This is a genomic window from Streptomyces erythrochromogenes, assembly GCF_036170895.1.
Taxonomy (GTDB): domain Bacteria; phylum Actinomycetota; class Actinomycetes; order Streptomycetales; family Streptomycetaceae; genus Streptomyces; species Streptomyces erythrochromogenes.
This window is the reverse complement of record NZ_CP108036.1, coordinates 6,675,306-6,697,824: the sequence shown is the minus strand read 5'-3', so window position 1 is coordinate 6,697,824 and position 22,519 is coordinate 6,675,306. Positions and strand designations below refer to the sequence as shown.

General features: G+C 72.3%; 22 protein-coding genes. 5 read left to right on the top strand and 17 right to left on the bottom strand.

Going from position 1 to position 22,519, the window contains the following annotated elements; all coding sequences use genetic code 11:
• Positions 1 to 37 precede the first annotated feature (37 nt).
• From OHA91_RS30725 to OHA91_RS30710, 4 genes are all read left to right on the top strand, one after another.
• Positions 38 to 820, top strand: coding sequence for a LytR/AlgR family response regulator transcription factor (locus tag OHA91_RS30725; protein ID WP_031154592.1), 783 nt, complete (start codon positions 38 to 40; stop codon positions 818 to 820).
• A 187-nt stretch (positions 821 to 1,007) separates the two neighbouring features.
• A complete protein-coding gene (locus OHA91_RS30720; RefSeq protein ID WP_031154589.1) occupies positions 1,008 to 1,283 on the top strand; it encodes a hypothetical protein in 276 nt (91 codons plus the stop codon).
• Between the two features lie 98 nt (positions 1,284 to 1,381).
• Positions 1,382 to 3,112, top strand: a complete 1,731-nt coding sequence (locus tag OHA91_RS30715) for a sodium/solute symporter (RefSeq protein WP_031154587.1) — start codon at positions 1,382 to 1,384, stop codon at positions 3,110 to 3,112.
• Entirely contained in the window at positions 3,109 to 4,356 is a 1,248-nt protein-coding gene (locus tag OHA91_RS30710; RefSeq protein ID WP_031154586.1) for a sensor histidine kinase, read from the top strand. Before OHA91_RS30715 ends, OHA91_RS30710 begins: the two co-directional genes overlap by 4 nt.
• A 93-nt stretch (positions 4,357 to 4,449) precedes the next feature.
• On the opposite strand, the gene OHA91_RS30705 is transcribed toward OHA91_RS30710, so the two are convergent.
• Positions 4,450 to 5,892 (bottom strand): GuaB1 family IMP dehydrogenase-related protein, encoded by a 1,443-nt coding sequence (locus tag OHA91_RS30705; protein WP_031154585.1) that lies wholly within the window; start codon positions 5,890 to 5,892, stop codon positions 4,450 to 4,452.
• Between the two features lie 265 nt (positions 5,893 to 6,157).
• Here OHA91_RS30705 and OHA91_RS30700 point away from each other — a divergent pair, with 265 nt between their 5' ends.
• A complete protein-coding gene (locus tag OHA91_RS30700) occupies positions 6,158 to 6,523 on the top strand; it encodes a cupin domain-containing protein (RefSeq protein ID WP_266503119.1) in 366 nt (121 codons plus the stop codon).
• On the opposite strand, the gene OHA91_RS30695 is transcribed toward OHA91_RS30700, so the two are convergent.
• From OHA91_RS30695 to OHA91_RS30620, 16 genes are all read right to left on the bottom strand, one after another.
• Positions 6,504 to 7,676 carry an XdhC family protein gene (locus OHA91_RS30695; RefSeq protein WP_266503117.1) on the bottom strand — a complete coding sequence of 391 codons (1,173 nt, stop codon included), beginning with the start codon at positions 7,674 to 7,676 and terminating at the stop codon, positions 6,504 to 6,506. The two genes, OHA91_RS30700 and OHA91_RS30695, sit on opposite strands and share 20 nt — an antisense overlap.
• Positions 7,676 to 8,992 (bottom strand): IS701 family transposase, encoded by a 1,317-nt coding sequence (locus OHA91_RS30690; RefSeq protein WP_456293588.1) that lies wholly within the window; start codon positions 8,990 to 8,992, stop codon positions 7,676 to 7,678. The genes OHA91_RS30695 and OHA91_RS30690 overlap by 1 nt, the downstream gene beginning before the upstream one ends.
• A 72-nt stretch (positions 8,993 to 9,064) precedes the next feature.
• Positions 9,065 to 9,709 carry a TMEM175 family protein gene (locus OHA91_RS30685; protein ID WP_037633221.1) on the bottom strand — a complete coding sequence of 215 codons (645 nt, stop codon included), beginning with the start codon at positions 9,707 to 9,709 and terminating at the stop codon, positions 9,065 to 9,067.
• A gap of 100 nt (positions 9,710 to 9,809) precedes the next feature.
• Positions 9,810 to 10,151, bottom strand: a complete 342-nt coding sequence (locus OHA91_RS30680; RefSeq protein ID WP_030656331.1) for a nuclear transport factor 2 family protein — start codon at positions 10,149 to 10,151, stop codon at positions 9,810 to 9,812.
• A gap of 12 nt (positions 10,152 to 10,163) precedes the next feature.
• The gene (locus OHA91_RS30675; protein ID WP_051893398.1) at positions 10,164 to 11,702 is read right to left on the bottom strand and encodes an ATP-binding protein; all 1,539 of its coding nucleotides are present in this window, start codon (positions 11,700 to 11,702) and stop codon (positions 10,164 to 10,166) included.
• The gene (locus tag OHA91_RS30670; protein WP_266503109.1) at positions 11,699 to 12,919 is read right to left on the bottom strand and encodes an MFS transporter; all 1,221 of its coding nucleotides are present in this window, start codon (positions 12,917 to 12,919) and stop codon (positions 11,699 to 11,701) included. Before OHA91_RS30670 ends, OHA91_RS30675 begins: the two co-directional genes overlap by 4 nt.
• 89 nt (positions 12,920 to 13,008) lie before the next feature.
• Positions 13,009 to 13,839 carry an FAD binding domain-containing protein gene (locus OHA91_RS30665; RefSeq protein ID WP_328740391.1) on the bottom strand — a complete coding sequence of 277 codons (831 nt, stop codon included), beginning with the start codon at positions 13,837 to 13,839 and terminating at the stop codon, positions 13,009 to 13,011.
• A complete protein-coding gene (locus tag OHA91_RS30660; RefSeq protein ID WP_266503104.1) occupies positions 13,836 to 16,241 on the bottom strand; it encodes a xanthine dehydrogenase family protein molybdopterin-binding subunit in 2,406 nt (801 codons plus the stop codon). The genes OHA91_RS30665 and OHA91_RS30660 overlap by 4 nt, the downstream gene beginning before the upstream one ends.
• 5 nt (positions 16,242 to 16,246) lie before the next feature.
• The gene (locus tag OHA91_RS30655; protein ID WP_031154569.1) at positions 16,247 to 16,771 is read right to left on the bottom strand and encodes a (2Fe-2S)-binding protein; all 525 of its coding nucleotides are present in this window, start codon (positions 16,769 to 16,771) and stop codon (positions 16,247 to 16,249) included.
• A complete protein-coding gene (locus OHA91_RS30650) occupies positions 16,756 to 17,478 on the bottom strand; it encodes an NADPH-dependent F420 reductase (protein WP_078959463.1) in 723 nt (240 codons plus the stop codon). The genes OHA91_RS30655 and OHA91_RS30650 overlap by 16 nt, the downstream gene beginning before the upstream one ends.
• Positions 17,415 to 18,899, bottom strand: coding sequence for an aldehyde dehydrogenase family protein (locus OHA91_RS30645; protein WP_031154565.1), 1,485 nt, complete (start codon positions 18,897 to 18,899; stop codon positions 17,415 to 17,417). The genes OHA91_RS30650 and OHA91_RS30645 overlap by 64 nt, the downstream gene beginning before the upstream one ends.
• Before the next feature lie 34 nt (positions 18,900 to 18,933).
• Positions 18,934 to 19,674: a type 1 glutamine amidotransferase domain-containing protein gene (locus tag OHA91_RS30640; protein WP_266503098.1), complete on the bottom strand. Its 741-nt coding sequence runs from the start codon at positions 19,672 to 19,674 to the stop codon at positions 18,934 to 18,936.
• A 69-nt stretch (positions 19,675 to 19,743) separates the two neighbouring features.
• Positions 19,744 to 20,487 (bottom strand): MinD/ParA family ATP-binding protein, encoded by a 744-nt coding sequence (locus OHA91_RS30635; RefSeq protein WP_031154561.1) that lies wholly within the window; start codon positions 20,485 to 20,487, stop codon positions 19,744 to 19,746.
• The gene (locus tag OHA91_RS30630; RefSeq protein ID WP_051893394.1) at positions 20,488 to 21,747 is read right to left on the bottom strand and encodes a PP2C family protein-serine/threonine phosphatase; all 1,260 of its coding nucleotides are present in this window, start codon (positions 21,745 to 21,747) and stop codon (positions 20,488 to 20,490) included.
• Positions 21,729 to 22,184, bottom strand: a complete 456-nt coding sequence (locus tag OHA91_RS30625) for an ATP-binding protein (protein WP_031154557.1) — start codon at positions 22,182 to 22,184, stop codon at positions 21,729 to 21,731. The genes OHA91_RS30630 and OHA91_RS30625 overlap by 19 nt, the downstream gene beginning before the upstream one ends.
• A 14-nt stretch (positions 22,185 to 22,198) precedes the next feature.
• Positions 22,199 to 22,510 (bottom strand): STAS domain-containing protein, encoded by a 312-nt coding sequence (locus OHA91_RS30620; protein WP_031154555.1) that lies wholly within the window; start codon positions 22,508 to 22,510, stop codon positions 22,199 to 22,201.
• Positions 22,511 to 22,519: the final 9 nt, after the last annotated feature.

The window sequence follows — 22,519 nt, the reverse complement described above, 5'->3', positions numbered from 1 at the left end:
CCCCGGACACGCCCCGGACACCCCTAGACTCGGCCGCATGCTGCGTGTGCTCGCTGTCGACGACGAGAAGCCGCTCCTGGAGGAACTCCTCTACCTGCTGCGCTCGGACCCCCGCGTGCGCAGCGCGGAGGGCGCCTCGGACGCCACCGAGGCCCTGCGCCGGGTCACCCGGGCGCTGGAGTCCGGTCCGGACGGGCCCGACGGCATCGACGTGGTCTTCCTCGACATCCACATGGCCGGTCTGACCGGGCTGGACATCGCCCGGCTGCTGGCCGGGTTCGCGCGGCCGCCGCTGATCGTGTTCGTCACCGCCCACGAGGGTTTCGCCGTACAGGCCTTCGACCTGAAGGCCGTGGACTACGTACTCAAGCCGGTGCGCCCGGAGCGGCTGGCCGAGGCCGTCCGGCGGGCCTGCGCGCAGCTGGGCCGGGCCGAGGTGGTCCCGGCGCCCCGCCCGGCCCCGGAGGCCGCCGTCGCCGACCGCGGCCCGGAGCAGATCGCGGTCGAACTGGGCGGTGTCACCCGCTTCGTGGCGATCGCCGACATCGCCTACGTCGAGGCACAGGGCGACTACGCCCGCCTGCACACCGGCGAGGGCAGCCATCTGGTGCGGATCCCGCTGTCCACGCTGGAGGAGCGGTGGGCGGCGCGCGGGTTCGTGCGGATCCACCGCCGCCATCTGGTGGCGCTGGCCCGGATCGACGAGCTCCGGCTGGACTCGGGCACCACCACGGTCCGGGTCGGCTCGGCGGAACTCCAGGTGAGCCGCAGGCATGCGCGGGAACTGCGGGACCTCCTGATGCGGCACGCGACCGGCTGAAACCGGTCGCCGCCGATCGCCGCCGGGCCCGGTCGGGCGACCGCCGGGCGCGGCCGGATGCCGTTCACCGCACCGGGAGGGGCGTACGGCGATCCACGGGAGCCGCCTGCCGCACCGCTGGCGTGAACGGCCCGCCGACGCCGTCGCCGCTGCGTATCGTGGATCTTCCCGGCGCGGGAGGAGCGAGATGTCCGAGGTCCAGGCGCTGGTCGACGCCCTGAGCGGGCTGCCGCGGAGGCGGCCGGCGGGGCCCGCCGAGACCGAGGCCCTGCTCGCCCTGCTGCGCAGTGCGGCCGCCCGCTGGGCGGACATCCTGTACGAGGCCGGCGAGGGCGTCCGCGATCAGGTCCCGCCGCGCGCGGAGGCGGCGCTGACGCTGGCCTTCCGGCGCGCGGAGGAGTCGTACGTGGAGCTGGAGATCGCCCTGCGCGACTGCGCCGAGCACCGGGACCCGGCCATCTGAAGGTGGCGGACCCTCGGGGTCCGAATCGTGCCTGTCGCCCGGTCAGGGGCGTGCGTAGACTCCGGTCACCCCGCTCCCCCGTCCGAAGGACCGCCCTGGTGAACCAGACGTACGCGCTGACCGCGGTCGCCGTCGTCGTCCTGGTCACGCTGCTGCTCGGCGCGCTGGGCCTGCGGATATCCCGGACCACCTCCGACTTCTACGTGGCCTCGCGCACGGTGGGGCCGCGGCTGAACGCGGCGGCCATCAGCGGGGAGTACCTCTCCGCGGCGTCCTTCCTCGGGGTGGCCGGGCTGGTCCTGCTCCAGGGGCCCGGGATGCTCTGGTACCCGGTGGGCTACACCGCCGGGTACGTGGTGCTGCTGGCCCTGGTGGCGGCTCCGCTGCGGCGCTCCGGCGCGTACACGCTGCCCGACTTCGCGGAGGCGCGGCTGGAGTCCCGGGCGGTGCGCCGGATCGCGGTGCTGTTCGTGGTCGGGGTCGGCTGGCTGTACCTGCTGCCGCAGCTGCAGGGGGCCGGCCTGACCCTGGAGATCCTCACCGGGGCCCCGCACTGGGTCGGCGGGCTGGTCGTGGCCTGTGTGGTGAGCGGGGCGGTGGCCGCCGGGGGGATGCGCAGCATCACCTTCGTGCAGGCCTTCCAGTACTGGCTCAAGCTCACCGCCCTGCTGGTCCCGGCGTTCTTCCTGATCGGCGCGTGGGCCGGGGACGGTGCGCCGCGGGCCACGTTCGACGCGCCTGCGGTCTTCCGGCAGGCCACGGCGGTGACGCTCGCGCAGGACGTGCGGCTGTCGGTGAAGGAGCCGCTCGCGGTGACGGTGACGGGGCAGGTGGACGGGCGCACGCACGTGTCGGTGCCGCTCGTGCTGGCCGCCGGTGAGCATTCCGTACGGGCCCACGCGCGGCTGGAGTTCGCCCCGGACACGCCGGTCCCGGACGCCCGGGCGGAGCCGGGGGCGGGGGTGGGCACGTGGTCCAAGCCGCCGTCCGGGGAGCTGCGGGAGTACCGGCTGTACGCCACGTACGGGCTGATCCTGGCGACGTTCCTCGGGACGATGGGGCTGCCGCACGTGGCGGTGCGGTTCTACACGAGCCCCAACGGGCGGGCGGCGCGGCGCACCACGCTGGTGGTGCTGGGGCTGGTCGGCGCCTTCTACCTGCTGCCGCCGGTGTACGGGGCGCTGGGCCGGATCTACGCCCCCGAGCTGGCGCTGACGGGCGACGCGGACGCGGCGGTGCTGGTGCTGCCCGAGCGGATGCTGGGCGGGGTGCTCGGCGAGCTGCTGGGGGCGCTGCTGGCCGGGGGTGCCTTCGCGGCGTTCCTGTCGACGGCCTCGGGACTGACCATGGCGGTGGCCGGGGTGCTGCACCAGGACGTGCTGCCGAAGTGCGGGGCGCGCAGTTTCCGCTGGGCGGCGCTGGTGGCGATCCTGGTGCCGCTGGGCGGGAGCGTGGCGGCCACGGAGGTGCCGGTGGCGGATGCGGTGGGCCTGGCGTTCGCCGTGTCGGCGTCGTCGTTCTGCCCGCTGCTGGTGCTGGGCATCTGGTGGCGCGGGCTGACCCCGCCGGGTGCGGTGGCCGGGCTGGTCACCGGCGGCGGGGCGGCGCTGAGCGCGGTGCTGGCGACGCGGGCCGGGCTGGCCCCGGCGGGCTGGATCCACACGATGCTGGCCTGGCCGGCGGCCTGGTCGGTGCCGCTCGGCTTCCTGACGATGGTGGTGGTGTCGCTGGCCACCCGGTCCCGGATCCCGGCGGGGACGGCGGCCACCCTGGCCCGGCTGCACCTGCCGGAGGTCGTGGCCGGGGACCGGGCGGGGGGCCGGCGGTGACCGGGGCCGGCCAGGCCCTGCTCGCCGTGCTGGCGGCGGCGGGTGCGGCCGTGATGCTGGGCGTCGGCTGGGCGGCGGGACGCTGGCACGCGCGCCGCGGAGAACGCCTGGCGGGCCTGGACCTGGGCACTCCGGTGGAGCGGGCCACCTTCCACACGCTGCACACGGCTTCGCTGGCCGCTCCCCCGCTGCGCGCCGGGCTGACCGAGGACGCGGCGCGCAAGGCGGCCCGGCGGCTGCGGTCGCTGCTGGGGACGGAGGCGTTGTGCCTGACGGACCGGGAGGCGGTGCTGGCCTGGGACGGCCCGGGCGCCGACCACCACCAGCGGCGGGCGATGGCCCGGGTGGCGGTGATGCTGGAGTCGGGGCGCAGCCAGAGCGTGCGGACCGAGTGCCAGCGGCCCGACTGTCCGCTGAAGTGGGCGGTTTTCGCGCCGCTGACCGGCGAGGACGGGGTGCTGGGGGCACTGGTGGCGTACGGGTCGCGGGAGTCGGCGGTGCTGGTGCGCGCGGCGACGGAGGTGGCGCGGTGGGTGTCGGTGCAGTTGGAGCTGTCCGAGTTGGACCGATCGCGGACCCGGCTGATGGAGGCGGAGATCAAGGCGCTGCGGGCGCAGATCTCCCCGCACTTCATCTTCAACTCGCTGGCGGCGATCGCCTCGTTCGTGCGGACCGATCCGGAGCGGGCGCGGGAACTGCTGCTGGAGTTCGCGGACTTCACGCGGTACTCCTTCCGGCGGCACGGGGATTTCACCACGCTGGCCGAGGAGTTGCGTTCCATCCAGCAGTACCTGGCGCTGGCCGGGGCCCGGTTCGGGGACCGGCTGAAGGTGACCTTGCAGGTGGCGCCGGAGGTGCTGCCGGTGGCGCTGCCGTTCCTGTGCCTGCAGCCGCTGGTGGAGAACGCCGTCAAGCACGGGCTGGAGGACTCCACCGAGGAGTGCCGGATCACGATCACGGCGCAGGACGCGGGCCCCGACGCGGTGATCACCGTCGAGGACAACGGGGTGGGGATGGATCCGGCCCTGCTGCGCCGGATCCTGGCCGGGGAGCGCGCGGGGTCCTCGTCGGGGGTGGGGCTGCCCAATGTCGACGAGCGGATCCGGCAGGTGTACGGGGACGCGTACGGTCCGGTGATGGAGACGGGGGTCGGCGCCGGCATGAAGGTGACCGTGCGGATCCCCAAGTACCGGGCGGGTGTGCACAGTTCTCCGTCGGGGCAGGTACCGCCGCCCCGGCGTTGAACGCCCGCGGCCCCCCGGTCCGTCCGTGGTGGACGGGACCGGGGGGCCGCGGGACAGGGCGGGACGGGTCCCTTGCGGAACCGCTCGCCGGGACTAGCTCCAGCTGGCGTGCAGCGGCTTGCCCTCGGCGTAGCCGGCGGCGGACTGGATGCCGACGACGGCCTTCTCCTCGAACTCCGCGAGGGAGCCGGCACCGGCGTAGGTGCAGGAGGAGCGGACGCCCGCGATGATCGAGTCGATCAGGTCCTCGACGCCCGGGCGGGCCGGGTCGAGGAACATGCGGGAGGTGGAGATGCCCTCCTCGAACAGGCCCTTGCGGGCGCGGTCGTAGGCCGACTCCTCGCTCGTGCGGTTCTGCACCGCGCGGGCGGAGGCCATGCCGAAGGACTCCTTGTAGAGGCGGCCCTCGGCGGACTGCTGGAGGTCGCCCGGGGACTCGTACGTGCCGGCGAACCAGGAGCCGATCATGACGTTGGAGGCTCCGGCGGCCAGGGCCATCGCCACGTCGCGGGGGTGGCGGACGCCGCCGTCGGCCCAGACGTGCTTGCCGTACTTCTTGGCCTCGGCCGCGCACTCCAGCACCGCGGAGAACTGCGGGCGGCCCACGCCGGTCATCATGCGGGTGGTGCACATGGCGCCGGGGCCCACACCGACCTTGATGATGTCCGCGCCGGCGTCGATGAGGTCCTTGACGCCCTCGGCGGCGACGATGTTGCCGGCCACGATCGGGACCTGCGGGTCCAGGGCGCGGACGGCCTTGATCGCGTTGATCATCGACTCCTGGTGGCCGTGCGCCGTGTCGATGACGAGCGTGTCCACGCCCGCGTCGAGGAGCTGCTTGGCCTTGGCCACGAAGTCGCCGTTGATGCCGACGGCGGCCGCGATGCGCAGCTTGCCGTTCGCGTCGGTGGCCGGGGTGTAGAGGGTCGCGCGCAGGGCGCCCTTGCGGGTGAGGATGCCGACGAGCCTGCCGTCCTCGTCGACGGCCGGGGCCAGCTTGCGGTGGCCGGCGTCGAGCTTGTTGAAGGCCTCGCGGGGGTCGATGTCGGCGTCGATGAGCAGCAGCTCCTTCGACATGACCTCGGAGAGCTGGGTGAAGCGGTCGACGCCGGTCAGGTCGTGCTCGGTGACGACGCCGACGGGGCGGCCCTCGGAGTCGACGACCACGCCGGCGCCGTGGGCGCGCTTGGGCAGCAGGGACAGTGCGTCGGCGACGGTCTGGGTGGGCGCCAGCGTGATCGGGGTGTCGAGCACGAGGTGGCGGGTCTTCACCCAGGAGATGACGTCGGTGACGACCTCGATCGGAATGTCCTGGGGGATGACGACGATGCCGCCGCGGCGGGCGACGGTCTCGGCCATCCGGCGGCCGGCGATCGCGGTCATGTTCGCCACGACCAGGGGAATGGTGGTGCCGGTCCCGTCGGGCGAGGAGAGGTCGACGCCCTGGCGGGAACCGACCGCGGAGCGGCTCGGCACCATGAACACATCGTCGTACGTCAGGTCGTACGGCGGCTTCAGGTCATTGAGGAAACGCACGTGCTGAACATCCCAGTCAATCGGAGGTGCCTCGACAGGGTGCAGCCGAGGAAACGCACGTACTTCATTCTCCCACGACCTGGCGTTCACACCGCCCGGGCCGATCGTCCAAGGCATTCCCGTCCGGGTGGTGGCTTCCTACGGGACCTTGGTCCCGCGGAGTGCGCCGGTCCGTTCCCGCAGGGCAGGAGGCAGCGGTCGGGGTCACAGTGGAAGGGTCCGGACGAGTCCCGGCGTGTCCGGGCCGAGCAGCGTTGGAGGATCCATGGCGGCGACGACGCGGAACGAGGCACCCATCGCGGTGGAGGGCGGCGGGCTGGAAGTGCGGGTGCAGGAGATCGGCGGCGACCTCAGCGTGGGGTTCTTCCGCCTTCCGAAGGGCACCGATCTCACGGAGGCGCTCAAGGGGCTTCCCGACGACATGTGCCCGTGCCCGCACTGGGGCTACCTCCTCAAGGGCAGGCTGCTGATGCGGACCGGGGACGGGGAGCAGGTGTACGAGGAGGGGCAGGCCTTCTACTGGGGTCCGGGGCACATCCCCGTGGCGCTCGCCGACACCGAGTACGTCGATTTCTCCCCCACCGCCGAGTTCCACCGCGTCGTGGAGCACGTCAGGGGCGGGGCGTCCTGAGGGCGGCGGCGCGGAGTGCCGCGGGCACCGGTCTTCGGTGGATGGGGGCGGCGCCGCCGGTCAGCGGGAGCGCCGATCCGCCGTGCCGGAAGGCCGTGAACTCGGCGGCGATGGCCAGGGCGGTCTCCTCGGGGGTGGCGCCGCCGAGGTCGAGGCCGATGGGTGAGCGCAGCCGGGCCAGGGCGGAGTCCGCCACCCCTTCCTCGCGCAGCCGTCTCTCGCGTTCCGCGTGGGTGCGCCGCGACCCCATGGCGCCCACGTAGCCCAGCGGCAGCCGCAGGGCCAGCTCCAGCAGCGGTACGTCGAATTTCGCGTCGTGGGTGAGGACGCAGACGGCGGTACGGGGGTCCAGCCGGCCGGCCTCCCACTGCGCGGCCAGATGGCGGTGCGGCCAGTCGACGACCACCTCGTTGGCGTACGGGAAGCGAGCCGGGGTGGCGAAGACGGGCCGGGCGTCGCACACCGTGACCCGGTGGCCGAGGAAGGCGCCGATCCGGGCCAGGGCGGCGGCGAAGTCGATGGCCCCGTAGACGAGCAGCCGGGGCGGTTCGGCGGCGGACTCGACGAGCAGCGTCAGGGGCTCCCCGCACAGCCCCCCGGCCGTGCCGAGCTCGGTGGTGCCGGTGCGCCCGGCGAGCAGCAGGGCGCGGGCCCGGCCGGCGGCGGCCCGGTCGAGGGCGGTGCCGCCGGCGAGCCCGCCCTCGTAGGAGCCGTCGGCGTGGACGGCGAGCGCCCGGCCGAGCTGGCGCGGCGGGCCGGACACCACGCGGGCGAGCGCGGCCCGGCCGCCGTCCGCGGCGGCGTCGAGGACCGAGCCGAGGACGGGCCGTACCGGGTCGCGGCCGCGCACCGGGGTGACCAGGACGTCGAGGACTCCGCCGCAGGTCAGGCCGACGGCGAAGGCGTCGTCGTCGCTGTAGCCGAAGCGGTGCAGGCCGCCCTCGCCGGACGCGAGCGCGTCGAGGCAGAGCTCGTGGACGGCGGATTCCACGCAGCCCCCGGATATGGAGCCGAGCGCGGTGCCCCGGTCGTCGACGGCGAGCGAGGCGCCGGGGCCGCGCGGCGCGCTGCCGCTGACGGCGACCACGGTGGCCAGTGCGAATTCCCGGCGCGCGGCGCACCACGCGCGTAGCTCCTCGGCGATGTCGAGCATCAGCGGATGTATTCGCGACGCGGTGTCTGGCCGGGCAGGTGCGGGTGCGGCGGCAGCACGGCCGGGGTGGCCGGGCGGGCTGCGGCGGGCCGGGGCAGGGTGGCCGGCCGGGTGAGGGCGGCGGGGCGCGCGGGGCCGGGGTCCCGGTCGCGGTCGTGCGGGCGTGCGCCGAGCAGTTTCGCGGCGTGGGCGACGCTGGCCAGGGTGGCGTGGTGGTGCCAGCCGCGGAAGGAGCGGCCTTCGAAGTCGCGGATGCCGACCGGTTCGCAGGTCTCGGTGAAGTCCAGGGAGACCCGGTCGGTGAGTTTGGCGAGCAGGAAGAGCTGGGCGAGCGGCCGGTCCCCGATGTTGGTGATCCAGAACTCGGAGGGGAGCAGGGCCGTTTCGGTCCAGGCCCCGACCAGCAGCAGCGGGGTGGGCGCGGCGGGCGCGGGGCGGTCCTCGCAGGGGGTCGCGAAGATCGGGGCGGAGGTCAGCAGGGTCACTGCTCCTTCGGCGCGGCCGTGCCGGGTCCATTCGACGACGCGGCGCTGGGAGCGCAGGGAGTCGATGAGTTCGCGTGCGGGTGCGGTGTGCGGGCCGGGTTTGTGCCGGCCCGCCCCGCCGAAGGAGACGGGCAGCGAGCCGTCGACCTTGAAGACGAAGGGGATGTCCTGGAGGGCGAAGGAGTCGATGCTCTGGGGCAGGTCGCAGTTGGCGACCTCCATCACCACGGGCCGGCGCTGGAGTTGCCAGGTGGCGGCCATCCGCTGGACGGCGTGTACGGCGTCCTGGGCGGGGGTGAGGGAGCGGGCGGTGTCCGGGATGCCGGCCCGTCGGCGGCGCATGAGTTCGCTGGTCCAGGGCCCGGGGAGGGTGAGGGTCCATTCGACGGGGAAGCTGGCTTCGCTGGAGGCGAGCCAGATCCCGCTGGCCTGCTGGCAGTTGGCGGTGCGGCCGAGCTGGGGGACGAACTGCCGGCCGACGCCGACCGAGCGGTCGCCCGCCTTCTCTATGACCATGGGCTGGAGCACCCAGGCCAGGGGGCGCTGTGCGGTGCGTTCGAGGTGCTGGGCGAGGGAGCGCCGGACGGGCGTCCAGTCCCAGGGGGACTTGCTGATGAACTGCTGCAGGCTCTGCTCGACGGAACTCGCTCCGGTTCCGGCGATGTTACGGATTGTTTTCTTCCCGTTGGTCCGCACGAGGCCGTTCAGATAAACACGGGCCCAGTTTCGCTGGTCCCGCCGGGGTAAGGACTCGAAGAGAAGAGAGATCATGACATCGATCAATTCGGAGACTTCCTCGACGGAATCCTCCGGCAGGACTGCGCGAGCCATCTGGGCCTCCCCCGCGACCAGCTAGATCCAATACCCTACTTGACCGCGGAGAACGGCCGTAGGCCCCTGCGGCTACTTCCTGAGGTCGCTGGCAGATTCGAGCCGCTCTTCCTCTACCACGAGGGGGATGGGGATCTGGTTCGCCGCATAGTAGATCGCGATCAGGAAGTGTGCGACAAGCGTGAGCGGTGCGGAGAAGAAGGCCAGGACGACCGTACAGGGGTAGGCGATGGCACCGAGGCCGAAGCGCACCCTGGTGGCCCGCGCCCCGTCCTTGTCCACCTGTTCGTGGAAGAGGTGCCCGACCCGGGTCACGTACCACCAGAACAGCAGGAACGCCAAGGCGTAGGCCACGGTGACGAGGCTGTAGAGGACCGCGGCCGGGTTGGCGTCGCCGCCTTCGGTGAGGTGCTCGGCGAGGACGTTGGTGGTGTACGGGATCACCGATACCACCATCAGCACCATGAGATTCAGGAACAACAGCGGACGGTCGACCCGCTTGAGGTGACTGAAGATGGTGTGGTGGTTCACCCACATCACGCCGATGATGAGGAAGCTCACCACATAGGCGGCGTAATGGGGCCATTGTTCACGGACTCCATGCCAGAAGGCCGACCCGGTTTCTTCCGGAACCTTTAATTCCAGGACGAGGATCGTAATGATGATGGCGAATACACCATCACTGAATGCCTCGACCCGCCCGGTTTCATTTTCCATGACCTCCCCTTTACCATTTCCCGACGCGGGCACCGCGGGCCGCATACGGGGAGAGCGTGTTCGCCCGCTCTCCCTGCACACGCTACCCAGATTTCCGGTCTCAGCCGCCGAAGCCGGCCGTCTGGCGCCAGATTCGGCCATCGCGGACCACAAGTGTCCCGAACGCGTGCTCCGGTTCGCCGTTCAAGTTCATGATCGCCCGGTAGAAGATGGTGTCCTCGGTCTCGATGTACTCCTGGAGTTCCACCAGCGTGGGCTTCACGGTGAGGTAGCCGGTGAACGTCTCGCGAACCGCTTCGATGCCCACCGAGACGCCCTCGAACCGCAGCAGCACCGCGTCGTCGGTGTAGTTCTTCATCACCGCCTCGATGTCCAGGGCGGCCAGCGCCTCCATCTGGCGGACGAACACCGGGTGCAGCTTGGAGATGTCGTACTTGGCCATGTCGACTCCGTTTCAACGGCGAGTGGTGCCCTCGGCAGGTGCGGTTTCCCGTGCGGTATCGGATGTTTGCGCAGGTGAGACGCAGGACTGGGCGCTGCCGGCGAAGGGCAGCCGCACGACCATCCGGGTCTCGCCGGGACGCGAGCGGGCGGTGAGCGACCCGCGGTGGCGCTGGGTCACGATGCGGTAGCTGAGGTGCAGCCCCAGGCCCGTGCCCTTGCCCACGTCCTTCGTCGTGTAGAAGGGTTCGAAGATCCGCGGCAGGGACTCCGCGGGGATGCCCCGACCGGTGTCGGCGACCTCCACGACCATGCAGACGCCCTCGGACCGGGCGCTCAGCGTCAGCACGCCGGCGCCCTCCATGGCGTCGACGGCGTTGTCGACCAGGTTGGTCCACACCTGGTTCAACTCGCTCGGATAGCCCGTCAGTTCGGGCAGGTCCGGCTCGTACGCACGCACGATGCTGATGCCGTCGAGCTTGGCACGCAGCACGACCAGCGTGTTCTCCAGACCCTCGGTCACCGGGAAGCGCTGCTCGGGCGCCCGGTCCAGATTGGCGTAATCCCGGGTGGCGGACACGAGTTGGGAGATCCTGGGACCCGCCGCCCGCAGCTCGGCGGCGAGCGACCGGATCTCCAGCAGCGCCGCCAGGTGGTCGAGGGCGCGCGCGAGGGACTCCTTGCCGACGCCCTCCACCCGGTCCAGGAGCCAGCCCAGTTCCAGTCCGAGGTCGGAGACGCCCGAGCCGAGCAGACCGGATTGTTCGGCGCCGGCCCCTTCGGCCCAGTCGGCGATCTCCTCCTCGGCATCGGCCTGGGCCAGCGGGTCGGTGGTGACCGGCGGCGGCAGCGCGTCCAGTTCCCCGGTGAGCCGGTCGAGGACGGAGCGCTCGGCGGCGGTGGCGGCCGCGCCCCAGTCCTGGGCGGTCCGGGTGAGCCGGTCCAGGGCGGGAGCCAGTTCCTGCGCGGCCCGGGCCACGGCGGCCGCCGGGTTGTTCAGCTCGTGCGCGAGCCCGGCGGCAAGCGTGCCGAGCGCCTCCACGGTGGCCCGTTTGCGGGCCTGCACCTCGGAGGACTTGATGCGCCAGGCCAGGACGGGGATCAGGACGGCGGCCACCCCGTGGCAGCGCGTGAGCATCTCGAAGAAGACCGCCTTGGGGTACGCCACGACCGTGGTCGACGGCCCGCTCGCGGCAGCCGTGGCCACGTAAGCGCCGTCCGTCAGCAGCGGCAGTTCGCCGGTGAACCGGTGGGCGGCCGAGGGCTTGCCGTCGTGGTCCTCGGCCGCGGCGCTCTCCTCCTCGGTGGAGTGCCGGGTGAGCACCTCCTCCCGGCCGTCGACGACCTTGGTGACGACGAGCCCGCCCGAGAGCAGCACGTGGAAGCCGGTGGCCTCCTCGCCGTCGCGGAAGAGCACCTCCCCGTCGGCGAGGACCTGCGGCCGGGACACCGAGACCAGCCAGTCCAGCTGCTCCTCGGTGATCCCCGCGAAGACCTCCAGTCCGCGCAGGGCGGAGCGCAGCTCCGGAGTGGTCATGTCCGGTGTGTTCATGCGGTGCTCCCCTCGGCCTCGGTACGGGCGGCCAGGCGCAGGGTGGCCAGCAGGGCCACCGCGCACACCGCGGCGACGGCGGCCATGAAGCCGACCGAGGTGCGGTGCAGCCCGTGGATGTTGGTGAGCATCCCGGCGAGTACGGCCGGCACGCTCATCGCGAGGTACGCGAAGACGTATACAGCGGCGGTCAGTTCACCGCGGTGGGCCGGTTCGGCCAGCCCGCTCAGCGCCCGGAAGGAGCCGAGGAAGGCGGCTCCCCAGCCGCTGCCGAGGACGGCCGTGGCCACCAGGAACACGGGGGCCGAGCCGAGGCCCAGCGCGAGCAGCACCAGCGCGAGACCGGTGAGCAGGCCGACCAGCCCGAGCACGGCGGTACGCAGCGCCGCGGTACGGCCGAGCATCAGCTGGGCGACGGTGGCGGCGCCGGCGAGCAGCGCGACCGTGGCCCCGCCGACGAGGTAGTTCGTGGACTTGAGCAGGGACAGGGCCAGGTGCGGGCCGAGGGAGAGGTAGAAGCCGCCCACGGACCAGACGGCCACGATGGTCAGGACGAGGACCAGGAAGCGGCGCCGGGCACCCGCCGGTACGTGGATCCGGTGCGGGACCACCCGCAGCCGGCCGCCGGCGCCGGGAGCGCTCTCTCGCATGCGGACGACCCCCACCAGGGTCGCGGCGAAGGCCCCGATGAGCAGCAGGTAGCTGAGGACGGTCGGTGCGGGTGCGTACTGGACGAGCAGTCCGGCGCCGATCCCGCCGAGCCCGATGCCCACGGTCGGGCCGGCGCTGTTGACCTGGGCTCCGAGGGCGGGCCGTGCGGCGGGGCTGAGTTCCAGCAGGGCCGCCCCCATCGCGCCGGTGGCGAGGCCCACGGCGAGCCCCTGCACGGCGCGGGCGGCGAGGAGCAGTCCGAGGCCCTGGGCCCCGGCGAAGAGGGCCATCGAGACGATCGCCAGGACCAGTCCGGCGCCCAGGACGGGGCGCCGGCCCAGGGTGTCGGAGAGGGAGCCGAAGAGCAGGAGCCCGGCCAGCACCGTGACCGCGTACAGGGCGAAGACCACCGTGATCGTGCCGGAGGACAGGCCCCACTCCTGCTGGTAGAGCACGTAGAGGGCGGAGGGTACGGAGGAGGAGAGCATCAGCAGGACGAGGACGGCGCCCACCACCCGGAAGCCGGAGCCTCTGGGCGCACTGGCCGCGTGGGCGGCTGGGGGCACGGTCGACCCCGTGGTCGTTTTGGACGGTTCGGCCACTGCTTCACTCAACTCCCCCGTGAGGGGCCCGGGCGGGCCCTGTGGTCGGTCGGTCAGGCGAGGGCCCGCTCGGCCCTCTGCAGCGCTCGGGCGGTGAGGACTCCCGCGAGGTGGCCGAGGTATTCGGCCGAGGTGCCGCGCCCGGGGACGAACAGCTCCCGGGGTTCGGCGCGGAAGGCCGCGAGTACGGCTTCGGTGCTGTACGGGCCCCCGCGCAGCCGGTCCTCCACCCCGCGCAGGCGCAGGGGGCGGGGGGTGGCTCCGGTGACGGCGATGCGCGGCCCGTCGGCGGTGATCCGTACGGCGGTGGCGCAGACCGGGTAGCGGGTGGCGCGGTCGGCCGACTTCTCGAAGGCGGCTGCCGGACCGGCGGCGGGCAGGAGCAGTGCGGTGAGGACCTGGCCGGCGGGTGCGGTGCCGGCGGCGAACTCCTCGGCAGGGAGGGTGGTGCGCCCGCCCGGGCCGGCCAGTTCGACGACGGCGTCGGCGGCGATGGCGGCGACCGGCAGGTCGGTGGCGCGTCCGGCGGCCGCCAGGTTGCCGCCGACGGTGCCGAGGTTGCGGACCTGCGGATCGCCGTTGGAGCGGGCCGCAGCGGCCAGTTCCGGTGCTTCGGCGAGTACCAGCTGGTCGGCGGCGAGGTCGGCGAGCGTGGTGAGGGCTCCGATGCGCACGTGCCGGCCGTCGGGGGTGCGGCCGGTGCCGCGCAGGTCCGCCAGCCGGCGGATGTCGACGAGCAGGCGGGCGCTGTCGGCGCCGCTGCGCAGGTCGGGCAGCAGGCTCTGGCCGCCGGCCAGGATCCGGGCGCCGCGGGTCCCGGACAGCAGGGCCAGCGCCTCGTCGAGGCCGGCGGGGCGGGCGTAGTCGAACTCGGTGAGGATCACTGGGATTCCCCTCTCAGGCGGCGCCAGACCTTCTCGGGGGTGAGCGGCATGTCGATGTGCCGGACGCCCAGGTCGGACAGGGCGTCGACGACGGCGTTGACGACGGCGGCGGCGGGCGGGACGGTGGCGATCTCGCCCGCTCCCTTGGCGCCGAGCGGGTTGTGCGGGCTGGGCGTGACGGTCTTGTCGAGCGCGAAGAACGGCACGTCGGCCGCGCGCGGCAGGGCGTAGTGGCCCAGGTCGGCGCTGACCAGCCGGCCGTTCTCGTCGTATTCGGCGACTTCCAGGAGGGCCTGGCCGAGGCCGTGCACGATGCTGCCCTCGATCTGCCCCTGGACGATCTTCGGGTTGCCGATGTTCCCGGCGTCGTCGACGGCGGTGTAGGCGACCACCTCGGTCTCGCCGGTCAGTTCGTCGATCTCGACGACGGCGACGTGCGTGCCGAAGGGGTAGTTGAAGTCCGGCGGGTCGAAGTGGGTGGTCTCGTCGAGGGCCGGCTCGATCTCCGGGGGCAGCCCCCAGCCGTACCACATGGCCATCGCCAGTTCGGCGAAGGTCTTGGTGTTCTCCGGGTTGCCCTCTTCGTGGATCGCGCCGCCCTCGTAGACGACCTTGTCCTCGGGCACGCCCAGGAAGACGGCGCCGGCCCGGACCAGCTTGGCCTTGAGCTTGCGGGCGGTGAGGGCCACGGCGGGCGCCGCCATGCTGTAGGAGCGGGAGCCGTAGGTGCCCTGTCCGTACGGGGCCTTCTGCGTGTCGCCCTCGTGGACCTGGACGGTCTCGGGGTCGATGCCGAGCTCGTCGGCGGCGACCTGGGCGAAGACCGTCCCGTGGCTCTGGCCGGTGGAGGCGGAGCCGACGGTGACGGTGACCTCGCCGGTGGGGTGGACGCGGATGTTGGCGCTCTCCCAGGTGCCGCCGAGCATGCCCTCCTGCGACATCCGGGTGGACGGGCCGACGCCGCAGATCGCGACGTAGGTGGCGATGCCGACGCCGAGGCGCTTGCCGCGGGTGCGGGCCTCGGCCTTGCGGGCGGACATGTCGGCGTAGCCGGACAGCTCGATGGCCTTGTCGAAGTTCAGCTGGTAGTTCCCGGAGTCGTAGGTCCAGCCGAGGCCGTTGTCGTACGGGAACTTCTCCTTCGGCACGAGGTTCTTGCGCCGCACCGCCGCGGGGTCCATGCCGATCTCGGAGGCGTACCGGTCGACGAGCCGCTCCATGAGGAAGGCCGCCTCGGCGCGTCCGCTGCCCCGCTGGGCGCCGAGGGAGACGGTGTTGGTGAAGGCGGCGTACACCTCGCAGAAGGCGGCGTCGATGTCGTACATGCCGCTGATGGAGCGGCCCATGAGGGCGGTGGCGACGCCGGGGCCGATCGTCGAGGGGTACGCGCCGAGGTTGGCGTAGCTGGTGCAGCGCACGGCGGTGATGCGGCCGTCGCGGGTGCCGGCGAGGGTGACGTGCTGGCGGTGGTCGCGGCCCTGGACGGTGGAGTTCATCAGCCCGGTGCGGGTGTCCACCCATTTCACGGGCCGGCCGAGCGCCTTGGAGAGCAACAGGACCAGGGGCATGTCGGGGTACAGGTACCCCTTGGTGCCGAAGCTGCCGCCGACGGTCGGGGCGATCACCCGGAGCTTGTTGAAGGGGATGCCGAGGACCAGCGCGGCGAGCAGGAAGCGGTGGTTGTGCGGGCCCTGGGTGGAGGCGTAGAGGGTGTACTCGCCGGTGGCCGGGTCGTAGTCGCCGACCGCTCCGCGCGGCTCGATGGGGCTGTTGATGGTGCGCTGGTTGACCAGGTCGAGCTCGACGGTGACCTCGGCGGCGGCGATGGCCGCGTCGGTGCGGTCCTTGTCGCCACAGGTCCAGTACGCGTTGAGGTTGCCCGGAACGGCCTCGTGCAGCTGGGGCGCGCCGTCGGCGAGGGCCTCGTCGGCGCGGGTGACGACCGGCAGCGGCTCGTACTCGACTGCGATGGCGGCCAGCGCGGCGGCGGCCTGCCGGGGGGTCTCGGCGACGACCACGGCGATGGGGTCGCCGACGTGGCGGACGGTGTCGCCGGTCAGCACCGGGCGGGCGCCCGGGAGTCCGTAGGGGTGCGGCGGGAAGTGGCTCTCGACCCCGCCGGGGATCCAGATGCAGGGCAGCGGCATGACGTCGGCGAAGTCGGCCGCGGTGGCCACCTTCAGCACACCGGGCAGCTGCTCGGCCGCCTTGGTCTCGATGGACAGGATCCTCGCGTGGGCCACCGGGCTGCCCAGGATGGCCATGTGCGCGGTGCCCGGCAGGTCGATGTCCGCCACGTACGTGGCCTCGCCGCGCAGCAGCTGCGGGTCCTCGCGGCTGTCCAGCGGCTGCCCGAGCACTCCGCCCCGGTCGGCCGGGGCCTCCCCCGTCACTGTGGTCATGTCCCTCACACCTCCGGTGCGGCTGCGGTGGATGCGGCGGAGCCGGCGGGCACCTCGTCGCGGTGTGCGGCGCAGGCGCGCTGCACCCCCCGTACGACGCTGTGGTAGCCGGTGCAGCGGCACAGGTTGCCGGTGAGCCATTCGCGGATCTCGGGCTCGGTGGGGGCCGGGCCGTCGGCGGTGGCGTCGACGAGCTCGCCGAGGGCCATCACCATGCCGGGGGTGCAGAAGCCGCACTGGGTGCCGTGCTCCTGGCGCAGGGCCTCCTGGAGGCCGGACAGCTCCCCGCCCCGGGTGGTGACGCCTTCGATGGTGGCGATCTCGCCGCCCGCGGCGGAGGCGGTCAGGACCAGGCAGCTCTTGACGGAGCGGCCGTCGAGGCGGACGACGCAGGAGCCGCACTGGCCGGTGTCGCAGCCGACCTTGGTGCCGGTCAGGCCGAGGCCGTCGCGGAGCCGTTCGACGAGCAGTTCGTTCGGCTGCGCCGAGAACTGCTCGGGTCTTCCGTTCACGTTCAGTGTGATATCCATGCCAGCGCCTGCGCTTCCGTGAGCGGCCGGTTGAAAAGGGGCCCGCCGGGCTGCTGGAGAATTCCCCCGGAGTGCAGCGGGCCGGTGTCGACGGGTGCGAATCCGAGATCCGTGATGATTCCCGCGACGATTTCCTTCGCTTTCACGTCGTCTCCCGCGGTGAAATGCGCCAGGCGCTCTCCGGGTGCGGTTCCCGCGACGGCGAGTGTTTCGAAATGCATGGTGTTCAGCGATTTCACGACCTGGGCGTCCGGGTACCACTCGGCGACGAGGTCGCTGGAGCCGCGCCCGCCGAGGTCGGCGGGCGCGCCGGGGCCGCCGAACGCGTTCGTCGCGTCCACCAGCACCTTGTCCTGCACGACGCGCGGCGGGAGCAGTCCGCGGACGCGCTCGAAGGGCACCATCAGCACCAGGAGTTCGGCCTGGGCGGCGGCCTCGGCGGGGTGCGCCGCCGAGGCCGCCGCTCCCAGCTCGGCCACGAGCGGGCCGAGGGTCTGCGGGCCCCGGGCATTGGCGAGGACCACGTGGTGGCCCGCCGCCACGAGGATCCTCGCGAGGACCGTGCCGATCCGCCCGGTGCCGATGATGCCTGTCCGCATTGACGCTCCTCGGGAAAGGGGTGTTCGGGTCCGGTCCGGCCTTCTCAGTCCATGCCGATCCAGACCGACTTGGTCTGGGTGTAGCTCTCGAGGGATTCGGGCCCGCACTCGCGCCCGAATCCGGAGGCCTTGTAGCCGCCGTAGGGGACCGCGGGGTCGTACTGGTTGTAGCAGTTGACCCAGACCGTGCCGGCCTTGATCTGCGAGGCGACGCGGTGGGCGCGGCGCAGGTCCTTGGTGTGGACACCGGCGGCGAGGCCGTACGCGCTGTCGTTGGCGATGCGTACGGCGTCCTCCTCCGTGTCGAAGGGGATGATCGACAGGACCGGGCCGAAGATCTCCTCCTGGGCGATGCGCATCCCGTTGTCGACGCCGGTGAAGACGGTGGGCAGGAAGTACAGGCCCTCGGCGGAGGCCCCTTCGGGGGTCCATCCGGTGCCGCCGGTCCGCAGGACCGCGCCTTCCTTCTCGCCGACCTCGATGTACGAGCTGACCTTGTCGAACTGGGCGCGGTGGGCGAGGGGCCCGAAGAGGGTGGCCGGGTCGCGCGGGTCGCCGGGCTTGAGGGCGGCGGCCCGGCGCACGAGGCGTTCGACCAGCTCGTCGTGGATGGGGCGCTGGAGCAGCAGCCGGGATCCGGCGGTGCAGATCTCGCCCTTGTTGTAGTAGATGCCGAAGAAGGCGAGCTCCTCGGCGGCGTCGAGGTCGGCGTCGGCGAAGACGATGTTGGCGGACTTGCCGCCGAGTTCCATCGTCACCTTCTTCAGGGTGCCGGCCGCTTTGCGGATGATCGACTGGCCGACCACGGTGGAGCCGGTGAAGGCGATCTTGTCGATGCCGGGGTGGCCGGTGAGCGTCTCGCCCAGCTCCACGCCGGGGCCGGTGACCACGTTCAGGACCCCGTCGGGGATCTCCGCCTCCTGGAAGAGCTCGGCGATCTTCAGCGCGGTGAGCGGGGTGGCCGGCGAGGGCTTGTGGACGACCGTGTTGCCCGCCGCCAGCGCCGGTGCGATCTTCGTCATCGACAGCAGCAGCGGGAAGTTGAACGGGGTGATCGCGCAGACCACGCCCAGCGGTTCGCGCAGGGTGTAGGCGAGCTGTCCGCCGGCCGGGGCGCGCGAGGAGCCGTCGACACGGGTCACGGCCCCCGCGTAGTAGTGCATGAGCTGGGCGGCCATGGGGGCGTCGACCGTGCTGGAGAAGGCGAACGGCTTGCCCATGTCCACGGTCTCCAGCAGGGCGATCTCCTCCAGGTCGCGCTCGATGAGCTCACCGACCCGGTTCAGCCGCAGCGCCCGCTCCTGGGCGGACAGTCTGCTCCACGGACCTTCTTCGTACGCCGTGCGGGCGGCGGCGACGGCCGCGTCCGCGTCGGCCGCGGCGGCCTGGGCGACCGGCACGATCTCCTGTCCGTCCACGGGGCTGACGTCCGGCTCGGTCCGGCCGTCCAGGGCCGGGACCCATTTGCCGCCGATGAACAGTTTCCCGGGGTTGGCGAGGGGCGGGCCGCTCAGCTCACGCTTGGTCATGGCTGCCTTCCGGTGTCGGATGCGGGGCGGGGGGTCAGCCCTTCGCGAGCTGGGTTAAGAACGTCTCCGCGAGGGCCTTGGAGGAGTACGGGTTCTGGCCGGTCGTCAGCTTGCGGTCGACGACCACGTGCGAGTCCCAGATCGCGTCCGCCTTCTCGTAGCGGGCGCCGAGCCGGGTGAGTTCGACCTCGAGGATCAGGGGGAGCCGGCCGGCCATGTTGGTGACCAGTTCCTCGTCGTGCGAGAAGGCCGTCATCCGGTAGCCCTCGAACGGCCAGCGGCCTTCGCCGTCGCGCAGGGCGAGCAGCGAGGTGTGGCCGTGGCAGACGGTGGCGAGGGGCTTGTCCTGGGCGATGACCCAGCGCAGGATCTGGGCGAGTTCGTCGGACTTGGGCAGGTCGCCGATGGCGCCGTGGCCGCCGCTGACGTAGACGCCGTCGTAGTCGGCGACGTCCTTCTCGGTGAGGGACTCCAGGGCCAGGGGAGCTCTCAGCTGGGGGGTGTTCTCGATGACCCGGACGTACTCGGCGGCGTTGGCCGCGTCCTCGTCGGGGGAACCCTGGGGGCGGACCCACTGGAGGAACTGGGGGTCGATGCTCGTCAGGTCGACCGTGGGCGCGCGGCCCCCGATCGTCGCCACGTCCACGTCGTGGCCGGCCGCCTTGAAGAGCGAAAAGGGAACGACGAATTCCTCTGCCCAGAATCCCGAGGGATGCTGTTCGCCGTCCAGCAGGTGCAGGGTCGCCTTGGCCGTCATGACGACGAGAATCTTCATGATTCTCTCCTTGTTCTGGATTCGCTGCCGATTCAACACGCCCCCCGCAGGGGGCGTAAGGGGGTGACGTCAGGCCCGCGATACTTCGTCACGTGCGTCCAACGCCGAGATGATGGTGCGGAATTCACCGACCAGGGGGTGGTCGGGATGGGCTTCTGCAAATATGCGCTCTCCGTACAGGGAGGCCATTTCCGGCGAGTAGGGAAGGATTCCGGCCACGGGTGCGCCGTAGACCTCCTCGGAACGCCGCCGGGCCGAGTCCCGGTCGATGCCCGCGGGTGCCATGCTCAGCACCAGGGTCCGCCGGCAGGCCAGGCGCCCGGCGAGGGCGATGGTCTCCTCGACCCCGGAGAGGTCGATCCGGTCGGCCCGGGCCATGATCATCAGTACGTCGGCGCTCGCCATCGCGGTCACCGACTCGTTGTTGAGCCCGGCGTGGGTGTCGAGCAGCAGCACGTCCAGCGCGTAGTGCTCGGCCAGCCGGTCGAAGCCCTCCGGCAGCAGTCCCACGTCGTAGCCGCCGGCCATGAGCTCCCGCAGGGCCGCCGTCCCGGTCCGGGCCGGTACGACGTACAGCCCTGGTACGCCGGCCTGCTGGGCGGCGGCCTCGATCTCGCAGCGGCCGAGCAGGTAGTCGGCCAGTGAGGGTCCGGGACCGAGCCGGAACAGCAGGTCCAGGGTGGGTGACTGGATGTCGGTGTCCACCACCCCCACCCGGCGCCCCCCGGCCGCGATGAGCAGCGCGAGGTTGGCCAGGACCGAGGACTTCCCGGTGCCGCCGCGGTGCGAGTGCACCACGATGGTGCGGGCCATCTAGGCCACCACCTGGTGGCCGGGGCCGTCCGCGTACGGCCCCCGCGCCGCACGTGGCCGGTGCAGGGCGAGCATGGTGACGTCGTCGTGCTGTTCGGCGGTGCCGGTGTGCTCGCGCACCGCCAGGTCCATCCGGTCGACCAGGTCCTTGCCGCTCACCAGTGGTCCGGCGAGCAGTTCCAGCATCCGTTCGTCGCCGAGGAAGCTGCCGTTCGGGCAGCGGGCCTCGGGCACTCCGTCGGTGAACACGAAGAGGGTGTCGCCCGGGTCCAGCTGGGCGTAGCCGAGCGTGTAGACGCAGTCGGGCAGAACTCCGACGGCCGGTCCGGTGATGTCCAGGGCGGCGGGCGGGCTGCCGTCGGCAGGTCGTAGCAGGGGCGGGTTGTGGCCGCCGTTGATGTAGACGAGGCTGCCGGTGAGCGGGTCCAGCACCCCGAAGAACAGGGTGGCGAAGTAGCCCTGCCGCAGGTGGTTGTTGGTGAGGTAGCCGTTGGTGGCGGTGACCGCGTTGAGCAGGGGTGTGGCGCCGACGACCGGGATCCGCCGGCTGCCGCCGGCCCGGCCGGCGGCGACCAGGTGCTGGAGTCCGCTGTTCTGTGCGGTGTGGCGGAGCAGGGAGCGGATGAGCGCCATGAAGAGCGCGGCGCCGACTCCCTTGTCGCAGACGTCGGCGACGACGAAGGCCAGCCGGCGGCCGCGGGAGATCTCGAAGACGTCGTAGAAGTCCCCGGCGACCTGCCGGGCGGGCCGGAAGCGTACGTCGATCTCCCAGCCGTCGGGGACGGGCAGCGATTCGGGCAGGAAGCCCGCCTGGATCTCGCGGCCGATCTCCAGTTCCTTCTCGTAGCCCATGAGTTCGGCGCGGGCGTCGGCCTCGCGCAGGGTGCGGCCGAGTCCGGCGCGCTCCGAGCAGCTGTGCAGCCGGGCCCCGACGAGGGCGGGGAGGAAGGGGGGTACGAGGTAGTCGTGCCCGATCCGGACGTGCTCCTCCAGGGAGGCGAACTCCGTCACGGTCCAGACGACCACGATGGGGGCCCCGGCCCAGCGGCGCAGCCGGCGTACGGCCATCCGTACGGCTTCCCCGTCGGAGTCGGCCGGGGCGAGCAGCACGTCCGCGACGGGCAGCAGCTCCAGCGGCCCTTCGCGCAGCTCCGTCAGCGTGCGGGTGACGAGGGAGGCGTCCATCGTCCGCAGGGCGTCAAGCAGTTCGGGCGGCGGTGCCGGGTGCGCGTCGAGGATGATCACGGTCGTGGAGGGCATGGGTCCGTCCCCTCAGCCTTCACAGTCAGCGTGCTGATGTTGCGGCCGTCCCTGTGCGCATAGGCGAACTCGTCCACGCTGGTCAGGGCGAGGTGGATGCCGAGGCCGCCGATCCGCCGGTCCTGCGGGGGGACCCCGGGGCAGGGCGGCAGGCGGCCCGCGACGGGGTCGAAGGCGGGGGCGGAGTCCTCGATGGTGATCTGCACCCCGCCCGGGCCGGAGCGGCCGCGGACGGTGATCCGTCCGTCGCCGCCCCGGTACCCGTGCATCACGACGTTCGTGGCCAGTTCGTCCACGGCCAGCCGGAGCCGGTAGGCGGCCCGTTTGCCGAGCCCCGCCCGTCCGGCCAGCCGCAGGACGAACGCGGCGATGTCGCCCAGTGCCTGCACCGTCGCGGGCACCTCCAGGACGGAGGGCGTCCTCGCCAGCTCGACCATGTCACTCACGGTCGTCACTCATCGGAGAGGACGATGCTGCGGTCGAGGCCGGCCGTCCGGATGGTCCGGGAGACGGGCTCGATGGCACCGACCACCTTGATGGTGACGTGGTCCGCGATCTTCTGCTGGGCGAACACCAGGGAGCGCAGTCCGGCGCTGGCCATGTAGCCGACGCCGGCCATCCTGATCTCGACGATGGTGGTGCCGTGTCCGGCGGCCTTCTCGATGGTCCGGTGGAAGTCCGGCGCGGTCTTGGCGTCCAGCTCGCCCGACAGTTCGATCACGGTGGTGTCGCCCTCGATGCTCAGGGACACGGAAAGCGGCATGTCAGGTCT